The organism is Candidatus Cytomitobacter indipagum, assembly GCF_008189285.1.
GTDB lineage: Bacteria > Pseudomonadota > Alphaproteobacteria > CAJXXZ01 > 1604HC > Cytomitobacter > Cytomitobacter indipagum.
Genome location: NZ_CP043315.1, coordinates 299,001 through 311,818 on the forward strand (window position 1 = coordinate 299,001; position 12,818 = coordinate 311,818).

Annotated in this window: 10 protein-coding genes and 1 tRNA gene; 4 read left to right on the forward strand and 7 right to left on the reverse strand. The window is 26.9% G+C overall.

The window, feature by feature from the left end; genetic code table 11:
• Positions 1-183: 183 nt before the first annotated feature.
• The 4 genes from FZC35_RS01195 to rho form a co-directional block, all read right to left on the reverse strand.
• Positions 184-1,629, reverse strand: a complete 1,446-nt coding sequence (locus FZC35_RS01195; protein WP_148980842.1) for a hypothetical protein — start codon at positions 1,627-1,629, stop codon at positions 184-186.
• A 110-nt stretch (positions 1,630-1,739) separates the two neighbouring features.
• Entirely contained in the window at positions 1,740-2,009 is a 270-nt protein-coding gene (locus FZC35_RS01200) for a hypothetical protein (protein WP_148980843.1), read from the reverse strand.
• Between the two features lie 119 nt (positions 2,010-2,128).
• Positions 2,129-2,749 (reverse strand): ribonuclease HII, encoded by a 621-nt coding sequence (locus FZC35_RS01205; RefSeq protein ID WP_148980844.1) that lies wholly within the window; start codon positions 2,747-2,749, stop codon positions 2,129-2,131.
• 30 nt (positions 2,750-2,779) lie between these two features.
• Complete coding sequence (gene rho, locus FZC35_RS01210; protein ID WP_148981146.1) at positions 2,780-4,024, reverse strand: transcription termination factor Rho; 1,245 nt, start codon at positions 4,022-4,024, stop codon at positions 2,780-2,782.
• 298 nt (positions 4,025-4,322) lie between these two features.
• On the opposite strand from rho, the gene FZC35_RS01215 reads away from it, so the two are divergent.
• Together FZC35_RS01215 and FZC35_RS01220 are read left to right on the forward strand one after the other, a co-directional pair.
• Complete coding sequence (locus FZC35_RS01215; RefSeq protein ID WP_148980845.1) at positions 4,323-5,123, forward strand: hypothetical protein; 801 nt, start codon at positions 4,323-4,325, stop codon at positions 5,121-5,123.
• Between the two features lie 2 nt (positions 5,124-5,125).
• On the forward strand, positions 5,126-6,100 hold the full coding sequence (locus tag FZC35_RS01220) for a ribosomal RNA small subunit methyltransferase A (RefSeq protein WP_148980846.1): 975 nt from the start codon (positions 5,126-5,128) through the stop codon (positions 6,098-6,100).
• A 606-nt stretch (positions 6,101-6,706) separates the two neighbouring features.
• Here FZC35_RS01220 and FZC35_RS01225 read toward each other — a convergent pair.
• Both FZC35_RS01225 and FZC35_RS01230 read right to left on the reverse strand, forming a co-directional pair.
• On the reverse strand, positions 6,707-8,092 hold the full coding sequence (locus tag FZC35_RS01225) for a PDZ domain-containing protein (RefSeq protein ID WP_148980847.1): 1,386 nt from the start codon (positions 8,090-8,092) through the stop codon (positions 6,707-6,709).
• 872 nt (positions 8,093-8,964) lie between these two features.
• Positions 8,965-9,037, reverse strand: a tRNA-Lys gene (locus FZC35_RS01230).
• An 87-nt stretch (positions 9,038-9,124) separates the two neighbouring features.
• On the opposite strand from FZC35_RS01230, the gene FZC35_RS01235 reads away from it, so the two are divergent.
• Positions 9,125-9,712 carry an elongation factor P gene (locus tag FZC35_RS01235; protein WP_172618998.1) on the forward strand — a complete coding sequence of 196 codons (588 nt, stop codon included), beginning with the start codon at positions 9,125-9,127 and terminating at the stop codon, positions 9,710-9,712.
• Positions 9,713-9,714: 2 nt separating this feature from the next.
• A complete protein-coding gene (locus FZC35_RS01240; RefSeq protein WP_172618999.1) occupies positions 9,715-10,482 on the forward strand; it encodes an inositol monophosphatase family protein in 768 nt (255 codons plus the stop codon).
• A gap of 607 nt (positions 10,483-11,089) precedes the next feature.
• Here FZC35_RS01240 and FZC35_RS01245 read toward each other — a convergent pair.
• Positions 11,090-12,796: a Mur ligase family protein gene (locus FZC35_RS01245; RefSeq protein WP_148980850.1), complete on the reverse strand. Its 1,707-nt coding sequence runs from the start codon at positions 12,794-12,796 to the stop codon at positions 11,090-11,092.
• Positions 12,797-12,818: the final 22 nt, after the last annotated feature.

Consider the following 12,818-nt stretch of genomic DNA (forward strand, 5'->3'; position numbering starts at 1 on the left):
CTAGCATTCAAAATAATATTTGTTTGTCGTTTGTTTCTGTTTTATTTTTAAGTAAAAATAAGCATTTCTATTTTATTTATGCATTTCCTTTTCAAATTTATCGATAGAAGTGTGTCTTATAAATTTACAATATGTAAATATTTGCAATGAATTTACAATCATGAAATTCATTGTTTGTTTTGATCAATTAACTGAAGGGTTGTGAGAAATTTTTACTCTACAGAATGCAGAAACAACTGTTCTCCATTTATCATTTTCACTTAAGGTATTGAATTCTTTTTTGCTTGTTAAATAAGATTTGATCAACTGCTCATCTTTGAATGCTTTGTTATCAAATTTCATAATTTCCATTTTAGCTCCAAATGTAAATTTATTTAAAGGCATAGCAAATCCAGTGGAAATAATATTTGATTTCGCATGAATTGTTGAATCTTTAGCATCTTTCCATTCTGTTTTTCTGTCTGAATACATGTATGAAGCGTAAATCTCCAAGCCTTCCATTGATCCTGAAGGAATTGTAAATGCAACAGTAGGAGAAACAACATACCCTCCATTTGCTTTGTCATGAATTTGATTGTCAAATTTCACACCTTTGATTTTATTATTATGAAAATCATCAGAATAAGATTGAATTTTTTTATCAGCAATTAATCCATAGCTTAATCCAAATTTCACAAATTTATAGCCAATATTATTTCCTAATGTAAATCCTTTAACATCATTCATTTTAACTGCATCTACTTCATATCTTTTTGCATAACCAAAAGTAGCATAAGAGCAGTTTGTGAAATTACCTTTTTTAGCATTCCATTTTATACCAGCTCCTAAATGATTTTTCATAGAATCATCATTTAACTTATCATTTTCATTAATTTTAGCAAAAGAGTATCCGCCTTTATTTGGGTGATTAGGTGTGTAACTTAATGCGGCTACAACATTATTTTCCTTGTTGTTAATAAATTTCTTTGCCTTGATCATTATTTTCATGGAAGTTGCAGTATTAGTATTAATTCTCTCATTTGTCATTACATTAGGAGCAAGTATCTCGTCTGACATGGCATACAAGTTTGTTGTTTTGCTTATAATGCCACAACTCAAAGGAGCGAGCTTCTTGTCAGCTCCATAAGTGTAACCAGCTCTAGCTGACAATTTTAATTTCGTTTGTCTGAAATAATTTTTCACATATAAGCTTGCTTGACTTACAGAAAACTTCTCAGGATTTGCTTTAATGGCAAATTGAACACCAATTTTCATATTTCCTGTTATTTTTTGCAAAGCAATACCTATTTTTGCATTAGAAAATTTTAGATTATCAAATGGATCTTTGATTTTTGATTTTTTATCTTTAGGTGACCAATTTTTTTTATCACCTTCAGACCAAACAATTTGATCTTGATCTGAAAATAAATGAGTTGATAAAATTTCTACATTTCCAGCAATATTGAAAGGGGCTTTACCTCTGTAATCATATATATCGCTTTCATGAAATGGAGATTCTTCATTTGAATTTGAGTTATTACTCTCTTTCTTTGAAGTATTGCTTTGTGATTTAGGAGTTTTTTGATTGCTCTTATCAATGCTTTTTTCTGCATTTACACATGCAATAGCTAATAATAAATAAACTAACATAGAGAAATTATATATTAATTGTTAATTATTTTCTATATCAATAATTTATATGCAAAACTATATAATAACTGTTGCATTATTTTCTTTATTTTAATAAGTCTACAATAGATCTAATTTTGATGCATTAAGTGAATTGGAGTTCTTGATGATTGAGTTCTGCCCAAAATCACTTTTTCTCTGTTGTAATGTTTTTTGAATTTTGCATGATTTTTACATTTTTTATTGCGAAGTTTTTTGTATTTGCTTTTTACAATTTGCTTGTGTTTTGTAATATAAAATTTATTTCCATCTAAAGTCATTGTTTTTTCCTCACAAATATTTATGAAAGTTTTTGCATTTATCATAGATAGAGACAAAAGCATTAAAAATAATCTATTCATTTTTAATTCTCCTTTGGGAATAGTTTATTTATATTATTTTAATATTATATTTAATTTATTCATGCAAATCATGTAATTTTAAGATAAGATTCATTAAATTTAAAAATTTATTGATAAAATTATCTAGAATCTGAAAATTTCCTTAAGGGTTTGTAGCTTTTTCTATGAAATTTCGTAATTCCAAATTCGTTAATTGCGTCAATATGATTTTTAGTTCCATATCCAACATTAGATTCCCAAGAATATTTACAGTAAAATTGACCCAATTGCTTCATATAAAAATCTCTCGATTCCTTAGCAATTATAGAAGCGTATGAAATCATAAGATTATTTTTATCGCCATTCACTAAACTGATAACATTGTGAATAGTTTTAGGAATATATTTCCCATCAAGCAAAATATTCATTTTATTTACATTTTTGCTGCTTAATTGCGAGTTTTTATTTAATTTATTATATTTATTTTTAAGCATATTCCATGATTTTCTTATTGCATCATCAGTAGCAACTCGCAATCCAAATTTGTCTATATCATGAGCATGAGACCAAGATAAGGCAAAGTCATATTTATTTCTGATTTTATGAAATGTATTATTTCGCATATTTTTTGTTAACGATTTAGAGTCTCTCACTTCATAATTGTCTATTTTTTCATATAGAATACTACACACCACAACTGGACCAGCCCATGATCCATATCCAACCTCATCTGTATAAATGCAATATTCTTTCAACGGCATTTTATTTAAAAAAAATCCTGTTCAATTAAATTAACTATTCATCATTCTAAAGAAATGATCATTATCTTTGCTATTATGGATCTTATCCAATAAGAATTCCAAAGCTTCAACTGTATTCATTTCTGAAATAATTCTTCTGATTAGCCAAATTTTTGACAATTCCCCTTCATTTCTCAGCAATTCTTCTTTTCTTGTTCCTGACTTAAGTATATCCAATGCTGGGAAGATTCTTTTGTCTGCTGCTTTTCTGTCTAATATTATATCTGCATTACCAGTTCCTTTGAATTCTTCAAATATAACTTCATCCATTCTAGATCCAGTGTCCACTAATGCAGTAGCGATAATCGTTAATGACCCACCTTCTTCAATATTTCTAGCTGCTCCAAAGAATTTTTTTGGATATTGTAAAGCATGGGCATCAACTCCACCAGTTAAAACTTTACCAGAAGAGGGGATAACATTATTGTAGGCTCTAGCTAAACGAGTAATGGAATCCATCAAAATTACGACATCCTTCCCATCCTCAACCATCCTTTTGGCTTTTTCTATCACAACTTCAGAAACCTTAACATGTCTTGTTGCTGGCTCATCAAATGTTGAGCTAATTACTTCTCCATGAACCGATCTTTTCATGTCAGTGACTTCTTCTGGTCTTTCTCCAATTAACAGCACCATCAACTCTACATCTTTATGGTTTTGATGAATTGCATTTGCGATATCTTGCAATAAAATTGTTTTTCCAGTTCTTGGAGGCGCTACAATAAGAGCTCTTTGACCAAATCCAATTGGGGTTATACAGTCTAAAGTTCTTAAGCTAAGATTTTTTCTATCTTCAGTTTCAAGTTTCATTTTTCTATCTGGATATAAAGCAGTTAAAGACTCAAATGACAGCCTTCCTAATATGCGTTTAGCAGGTTTGCTATTAATAGAAATTATTCTTTTTACAGAATAATTTTTGTTGTTTTCTGGAATTTTGATATTAACTTCAAGTGAATCTCCAGGTTTTAAGTTGAATCTAGAGATAAATTGTTGATGAACATGTATGTCATCATCAGAAAAAGTATAATCTTCTGATGCAAACCTTATAAATCCATACCCATCATTTATAACTTCAAGAGTTCCTTCAGCTTTAATGTCATTTCCAAGAACAGAATACTCTTTTAATATTTCTAGCAATAAATCTTTATTTTTTATTTCATCTAAGTTCAAATTAAGAGATTCAGCAATTCTTACTAATTCAGTATTTTTTCTTTCTCTCAATTTGCATAAGTCTATATAAGGTCTAGATGGAGAGTAATTTTCATCACATTCAAAATTATTGTTGTTATCTTTGGCGTTATTTAAATTAACGCTTTTTTTAGTATTAGTTTTCTTAATTTCAGAAGAATTTATAACTCTTCTTTTTTTCGGCTTTTCTAAACCACAATCTTTTTGAACTATTTTATTTTCTTCTTCAGATGAAGTATTCATAATGAAATTTTCTCCTAGATAAACAAATCATAATTGACAAATATCAAAATGTCTATATAAAAATCATATTTTCAAATTAGCAAATAAGTAGGATAATACATAAATGGCATATAGTTTAAACTTAAATTTGCACAACATTATAGGAGGATTTTTTCTACTTTTCTTATCTTGTCATGCAGATATAAAAATTGGAAACAAAATTTTCACTAAAATTCAATTAGAAGAAATAGAAAAATTTCTTAATTCTTCACAAATTCAATCGACTTATCAACTTAAATTTAACAAACCTGAAGAGTATATTTTTGATTTAGAAATTCTTAAATTGATTGCTAAGAGGGCTAAATTGCAAATGGGTCAAGATCATGAAAATTATATGAATTATATAATGAATACCCTTCCAAAGCATCCAGAATCTAAGAATTTAGCGTTATATTTAACATTATCTGCTCAAATCCAAAGCCATGCCAATTATAATAAAATGAATGCAAATCACAAAATAATTCAAAGAATAAGAAATAATCTTATAAGAGGGTTTGTGATATGGAAGATTGCTAATAAAGATAAATCAAAAGCAGAAAAAATCAAAAATGAGTTGGAAACTTCACATACAAATGAATATAAATCAATAGCGTTGTCATCAGATCATTTTGTTGAGTATAAAAGCGCTGTAATGTCTTTTCAATTAAGTGAAAATGCATTGAAGGTTATTAAAAGAACGATCAAAGGAAACTTCTCTGATATTATATTCGAAAACGGAGAATATACATTCTTTTATTTGATAAATACAACTACAATTGATGAGTCTGATTATATTGACGCAACAAAGCAAAAATACAAAGAAGACTTTCTTCAAAATCAAATGAGATCGCACAGGAAATTTGTTTCAATGGAATTAATAGAATAGAAATGATTAGCAAAAGAAGCGGGGCTTTCTCATCTCAAAAAATACATACAAAGAAAAATTTGGGGCAACATTATTTAGTTGATGTAAAAAAATTGTCTTTTATGGAAAATTTTATATCTAATATAAATAATCATGTTATTGAAGTAGGGCCTGGAACAGGTCAATTAACTAAATATATTATTAAGAATTGCGCAAAACTTTTAGCTATAGAAAAAGATATTAGATTTATTAGTCACTTAAATAACTTATTTGCAAAAGAAAAATTTCATAACAATGCTGAAAATAATTGCATAAACTATGATTCAGAAGATGGAAAAAATGACTCAGAGAACTTTAAAGATGCAAGAAAATTAACAGAAAATGCAAAAGAAGATATAGAGTTGTTTAAATCAAGTGAAGAGAAATTTAAAGTAATTAATTGTGATATTTTAGAGATAGATTTTAATAGTTTGCCAGATTATATTTTAGTAGGAAATTTGCCATATAATATTTCTGCCTTAATAATTGCAAAATTTATTAGATGTATAAATAAATTCAAGCATGGAGTTTTTCTTATACAAAAAGAAGTTGCAGATAAAATTTGTGCAAAATGTTGCGATAGAGATTATGGTAGAATTTCAGCTTTTGTGCAAAGTGTTGCAAAGGCAAAAAAAATACTTAATGTTCCTCCTGGATGCTTTGCTCCTCCACCTAAGGTGAATTCTGAAGTAATTCATTTGGAGATATTGGATGATTTTGCAGAAAGTGATTTAATGAATTTAGATAATCTTGATACTATTCTTAGAGCTGCATTTTCAAGTCCACGTAAAACAATTCAAAACAATTTATCATCTGCTTTCCCTCATCTTGTAGAGAAATTCTCAGATATAATAATTCAAAATAATTTAAATATGAAAATGAGGCCAAATCAAGTTTCTGTGAGCGTTTATCAAAAAATGGCAAATATTTTCAAAGAAGAAGAAAATGACAAAAAATAACTGAAACCTAAGTCTAAATCATTTGAGCTTTATTAATATTATTGGTTATATAAGTCTATTTATTTGATTTTTAATTCTAACTCTTAAGTAATTTTATAGAATATTTAAATAGAATTTTATTGATTAATTGAAAGTAGAGTATGATTGTAAAATTAAATATGATGAGAAGCTAACAAATTTGTGAGAAAATTACAGTGATTTTAGGAGTAATAAATATCATAAATTATCAATAATTCCATCTTTATCAGATGAAGTTAAACTTATTAAAGAGGGGGGTATTGTATGGAAAACTCCCTACTAAAATATAATCTGGCAAATTATTAAAATCTATCTTCAAATTTTTTATGAAAATAAATTGAGAGCAATTCTATTAGAAAAAAAGAAGCAATTAAAGTGGGATATATAAATAATTTATAGAAAAGCAAAGCTAATAATAAAAGATAGAATTGTCAAATCTTCCTTAAATCATATTGACGCTTTAAAGCTTCATTCATTCTTAAAACATTTTATAAAATTGATGCTTTAGAAAACTATCTATCTCTAAAAAATTTGCAAACACGATCTATCGAAATGCTTTGCAAATCTTATAAAATGAATTTTAAGCGCTTAGTTATTTTTAATAATAATTTGAATGGTTTTATTTTTCCTGATAATAGAAAGAGCCAATGAAGACTTCTTTTTATCTTTCAACAATCCATATTCACTATGCAAAGAAAGTATGCTTGCTGGGCGATTGTCAATAAATCTAATTATATCTCCTTTTTTAAATTGAGAAGTGTCATTGTTTACATCCACAACCATAACTCCCAATTCATAAGCAGAATTGTTTGCGCTTTTACTGAGAGAAATAGATTTTAGAGCAATTTCCTTTAATTCTTCAGATAAAGATCTAATATTTTGCGCATATATTTCATTTCTACCTTTGTCTAATTTGCTAAAAAACACATAAGCATCTAATTTTGTATTGTATCCAGTTATATTTTCAATAATATTTACCTTCTCAGAAACAACAAATTTTGCAGAGTAATCCGATTGATCTCCATTTGGGCCAGATGCTACAAAATTAATTTCCACGATATCATCAGGAACATATTTTTCTAAATTTTGAAAATTTGGATCATTTTCAACTGTTGTATTCCCTATTTTTTTAACTTTAAGTCCTTCAATTAAATTAATTGCATTAACAGGGCTATCTTTCTCAACTAAATCAATGATTCCATTGTGCACACTTAATCCATGATATCCTTTGATAACTCTTCCATATTTTATGATTTGATTGGTAAATTTTCTTAGAATATCAAGAGAAATTACTCTGCTTTGATATTTATTTTCACTTTCATTGCTTATAATCATTCCAAGAATTTTCCCATTTTTGCTTGATACAATTCCTCCATGTGAATATTTAGGCAAAGATCTATCTATAACAAAAAATTCATTTTCATTTTTAGAAATAATTGAGCTAAATAAATCTTGAAAAGTAAAAATCATCACATCGCTCCCAACAATTCTTTTAGAAGTATTTTTAACATAATTAGATTTAAAAATATCTTTAGTCTGAAGTTTGCATTCATGTTGGGAGTTGTTTTTGTCAATTTCAAAAACAGCTATAGATGCATCTTGATCATGTCCAACAAGAGTTAGAGAAATTTTTTCTTGATTACACAGCAAAAAAACTTCCTTTTTATTTTTAATATTTTTGAAATCAGTGATTAAATGATTGCCCATTATAATTCCAGAAAAATAACTGTCTTTAGAAATATTTACAATTGTTTGTTTTTTCATTGGATCATTTTTAGAAGCATCGTATTCATTTGGATAATAATTAGATCTAGCAACAATATGAGCCACATAATCAGAAATAATTCCATCTTTTTTTGGCAAATTATCTGGTTTTGCAATGCTTATTTTCTGTTCTACCTTTTTGGGTTTAGAGTTATTAGAATTCGCATGTATAGACGCAAACGCAATAGTTAAAAATATTTTCCCGTACATGAACAAATAATAACATACATGAAATAAATTGACATATAAACTGAGCATTTTAGAAAATCTTGTTTTCCATCATATAATTCCAATTTATCTAACAAATTTTGTTGAAACTATATTTTAATTTTGAGCATTGTTTTTTGATCTATGACATACGTATATTAATTTAGTTTTTTTGTGAAATTATATACTATATGCAATTTTGCAGTTTAAATGCTTATGCACAAGGGAATATTATTTATGCAAAACTTTAATATTTTTTTACTCAAAATTCTTTTGTCCAAAATTTAAAACTCCTCCAATATTTCTTTTAAACTCTCTAAGATTGTTTGATTATATCACATAATGGATATTATGTTAAATGAATCTTCAATCCGAAATAATTCAACAACTCAATAAAATGGCTATGATTTGCAATAATAAATATATATATATAAATAATTGCAATTAAATATAAATAAGTAACTGCAATTTATAATAAACAATAATAAAATTATATTATTTATATAATTTAATAAAAATTTCAATTTCAAAGTAATTCACAAAATATTAACATCAATATCAAGCAAAAATATAAAAATAGAAATTATGTAAAATATATATCAAGCAAAAATATAATAAACTGAATTAGTAAGAATTGCCGAACCCCTTAACAATATAAATGAAATTTCTCACTCTAATAAAAATAGTTGGAAGAACAATAGCTGCAATTATGCATTTGATAAAATATATGCTTTAAAAAGATGCTTGAATAACAAATAGAAGAATTTTTTAATTATTTAAATTTAAAAAATAAAATAATAAAATTTTAAACAAAAAGCATGTCTATTAAATAAATTAAAATATTAAATGATAAATTAAATTAATTTTCTGAGAAGCAGGCGCTATAGGGTTCGAACCTATGACACCTTGATTAAAAGTCAAGTGCTCTACCAACTGAGCTAAGCGCCCTCTAGATCTTTATTATGTGTGCTTTTAAATATTGAGTCAATAGTCTTTTTATTCGATTTTTTGTTCAATATGATATATGATGTTTTTATGAATCAAAAAGTTAGTGTAGCAGATATAAAACCAGGAAATATTGTTGTTTATAAAGATAAATTGTTCAAAGTCAGAAAAACTGAGCATGTAAAGCCAGGAAAAGGCGGAGCATTTATTAAAGCAGAATTGAAAGGCGTAGACTCTGAAACAAAAATAAATGAAAGATTTCGTGCAGAAGAATATATTGAAAAAGCGATTTTAGAAGAAAAACAAGCAAAATTTCTTTATGAATCAAATGGAGAATGTTGCTTTATGTTTATGGATGATTTTGAGCAATTTGAAATTCAAAAAAGCGATTTTGAGCCCATTTCTCACTTTTTGTCTGATGGAATAGAAATTAAAGCTATGATGTATGAAGATGACAAAGGAAGCAGAGTGATTAGTTTTGATTTTGCAAATCCCGTTGTTATGGAAATAATAGAAGCTGACCCAGCAATAAAAGGACAAACAGCAGCATCTTCTTATAAGAATGCAGTATTAGAAAATGGAATGAAAATTCTTGTTCCAACATATATTGATCAAGGTGATAAAGTTGTAGTTGATCCTTCTAGTTGCTCATATGTAGAAAGATATAAAAACAAATGAATATGAATATAGTTAAAGAGAATGTTTTCAAGCCATTTGACATGATGGTAATGGAAGAAGCTCTTGAATCAATAGGAAAAACTCTAGCAAGAGATTTTAATGAAATTAAGCATATTAATTTTGAGAAGAGAGAAAAGTTTATTGAAAGATTTGAAAATAGAACAATAAATTTTATTATAAACCTTCTTCATCAAAAAAGACTTGATTATGGAATTATTACAAAATCTATGATGTTTCAAGAAGAAGCAGAATCAAAATGGATAATAAATCTTCTTGATGGTCGTGAAAACTTTCTTAGAGGCATAGGGGTATTTTGTTGCGCTATAGCAGTTATGAAAAATAATGAAATAGTTTCTAGCATGATATTAGACCCAATGAATTCTGATTTATTTGCAGCAGATGAAAAAGGTGTATTTTTAAATTACAGAAAAGTTTATGTTTCTAAAAATGTCGAAATAGAAAAAAGCATGTTTGGATTAAACCAAAATATAAACAACCCTAACATCAAACAAAGAAAACTTGGGTCCACTCTTTTGAATATGGCCTATGTTGCTAATGGGAAATTAGATGGATGCATAGAGCGCCCTACCCATTTATGTGATTATGCAGCAGGGTTGGCTTTAGTTAAAAAAGTTGACAATGGATTGGTGAGCGTTCGTAAGGACAAAAAAATTAGCGAATTGCCATTAGATAATGATTTATTAGACCTTCCAAGTGATTTGATATGCTCTAATGAAAAATTACATGATTATCTCAAAAAATCAATTTAATGCATTAAAATATTAGAGAAATTATTTCAAAACATTAAAAAAATCAACTTAAAAATGACTTGAGTGGTTTCTTGCAAATTGAATTAAATTTGTAAATGAATTAAAAGAAATCAATAAAACAGCTAAAACAGCAAATCTACAAATTTGAGAGAAAGAAATTTCTTGAGATAAAAAAATCCTGAGATAAAAAAAATTACAATTTTATTTGTAATAAATTTCTCATATAATAAGATTATAAAATACATTTCATTTTTCTATTTAAATAACAAAACAACAAAGCTTTAGAAAATAGCTTATAAATCAATTTATATAAAAAATTAATCACTATTATGTTTTTTCAATATAATTTGATAGATTTGATTATTTATGCATGTTTATATAAGAAATTATTTATTTTTTACTTGAAATGTGTTTTGCTATTATTTGAGCATTAAATAGCCTACCTATATAATGATTTTTCAAGATTTTATGGAATGCATTTTAATGGTTTTATGGGCTATAGCATAATATTTTTTGTAAATTGACATTAGAATTATTCATTAACTTCAATTTATTTTCATAAAATTGCCATAATGTGTAATTTGCATAATTAATAATCTAAGATTGCTTATAAACTAATATGCTTTATGAATTTGTAGTATAATTTGCAAACTTCACCAGCACCTATAAATAATACTAAGTCATTTTGCTTCGCATGGGATTGATTTGCATATTCCTGTTTTGCAGAACTTTGCTTTGCATGGGATTTATGTATATCATTTATAAAATCTTGAAGTGCATTTATTTGGTCTTGTGTGTTCCTTGATTTAATTTGTATATTTCTATTTTCTTGATCGATATTATTTGAATTTTTTGTATTTATTTTGCGCAACAAAGATTCATAGAATTTATTTTCTAAATTTATATCAAAATCTTCTTTAACATTATGAATTGGCATAATTGCTACAGAGGTATTTATTTTGTTGCATAAATTTGCTATTTCTCGAATAAATAAATTGAAATCTTTCTTTAATCTAGAGTATTTATGTATTTCTAATATACAGTAAATTTTACTATATTTATAATTAATTAAAGTATCGAATAGTAATTTTATAGAATGAGGATGGTGTGCATAATCTAGCATATAATCAATATTATTCACTTGATTCACTTCTAACCGCTTCTTCATTCCTTGAAAAGAAGATAAAGCATTTCTGATATATATTTCATCAATATTATAATATACAGCAACGCATATTGCAGCCAAAGCATTTTCTATATTGTGCATTCCAAGCATATTCAAATATACATTATGCATTTCAATTAGCCCGCAAACATCAAACATCATTCCATTTTGGTGAAATTTAATATTCTTAGCATATACATCTGATTGACTTGAAGTATTTGAATCTAAATTATCAAAGCTGTCAAATTTACTAGAATTATTTGAGTCAAAATAATCCGACTCACTTGAATTTGAATCATCAAATGATTTTGAATGATTTGAATCTTTGATATTTTCATATAAGGAATTTGTATTTTTACTATCTAAAGAATATGTAAGAACGCTATCTATGTTTAATTCTTCCTTAGCTTTTTGATGACATATACATATTTGTCCGGAAAGCGCGAAGTTTTTAAAAGATTTAGCTATATTTTCTCTATTTTCATAATAATCCATATGATCTTCATCGATATTGGTAATGACATTCACATCTCCTGTAAGTTTTTGCATTGATCCATCAGATTCATCAGACTCAATAATGCAAATTTCTTCTTTGCGCTCTTCTAATTCATTGTCATAATAATTATCATTTAAGTCATCTAGATCATTATTTATCAAATCTTTATTTGAATTTTTATTTTTTACACATAATGAAGCTATATTCAGATTTTGCATTTTATCTCCAAGCATAAAAGATGGATTTAATTTGGCGCAATGCATGATCCATGTTATTAACCCAGAAGTTGTGGTTTTCCCATGTGTTCCCGATACGCATATAGACTCTTTTTCATTAGATAAATACTTAGCAAATGACGCTCTATGAAAAATTGGAATATTGTTTTTGATGGCCCATATGCATTGTGGGTGATCTTTTGAAATCACTGAGCTTACGATAAGACAATCAGATTTTGGTATTTCATTTGCAGAAATCATATGTGGATGCGAATTATAGTCATCTGTTTCGCTTATAGTGTAATTTTTAGCCTGAAGCCATACTTTTAAAGCTTGCATTCCAAGTCCAGAAGCGCCAATCATATGCACCCTCTTTATTTTGTTGCTAGGAAATTCATCTGTTTTCCATAGATTTTTCATGTTTTTTTCTGTATTCATTTAATTATTTCTCTATTTTGAT